1 protein-coding gene is annotated in these 713 nt (G+C 36.7%); it reads left to right on the forward strand.

The window, feature by feature from the left end:
* A partial coding sequence (locus F959_RS16805) for a hypothetical protein (protein WP_004878982.1) occupies nt 1–590 on the forward strand: 590 nt, incomplete at its 5' end.
* Nucleotides 591–713 lie beyond the last annotated feature (123 nt).

Consider the following 713-nt stretch of genomic DNA (forward strand, 5'->3'; position numbering starts at 1 on the left):
GAACGACAGGAACGACAGGAACGACAGGAACGACAGGAACGACAGGAACGACAGGAACGACAGGAACGACAGGAACGACAGGAACGACAGGAACGGCAGGAACGACAGGAACGACAGTTGATTCTGGTGAACAAAAGAAAGATTCTGATGTAAATGGAGCGAAAAAAGCCTTTACAGCTATAGATTTACTAAAAAATATTTATACTGAAAATACTCTATTACAAGATATCGTCGAAGAAACTGTAAAGTTGTATGAGCAAGAACAATGGTGGCCGTTTAGCTTATGCTATAGGGTGGTGCTGGAAATAGGTGTGATAGAGAAAATAAAAAGAGTAGATAAAAATGCATATATGGAAGCCAATCAAAAAGGTATACATGCTCTACTGAAGTATTTATCAAGTAATTTACAGTTAGTAGATCAAAAAACACATCCTTCTCTTTATAGATCATTAAAGGGAAATGTGCTGAGTTCAATGCCTCAAATTGATTTAATGAATGTGGCATCTCATGGGCATTACAAACCATTTCAAGCAGACAGTGAAACTTTATTGCAAAACACTCAAGCTTTATTAAAATGGATTTTTGAATAAAAAGTATTCAATAAAGAGTGCGAATATCACCCAAACTATGGCTTGGGTGATTAAGAAACTTTACAAATCGGGGGAGGCTTTACACCTTTCTTTCTCTTTCTCTTTCTCTTTCTCTTTCTCTTT

This window comes from Acinetobacter venetianus RAG-1 = CIP 110063, from assembly GCF_000368585.1.
In the GTDB taxonomy this organism is placed as follows: Bacteria; Pseudomonadota; Gammaproteobacteria; order Pseudomonadales; family Moraxellaceae; genus Acinetobacter; species Acinetobacter venetianus.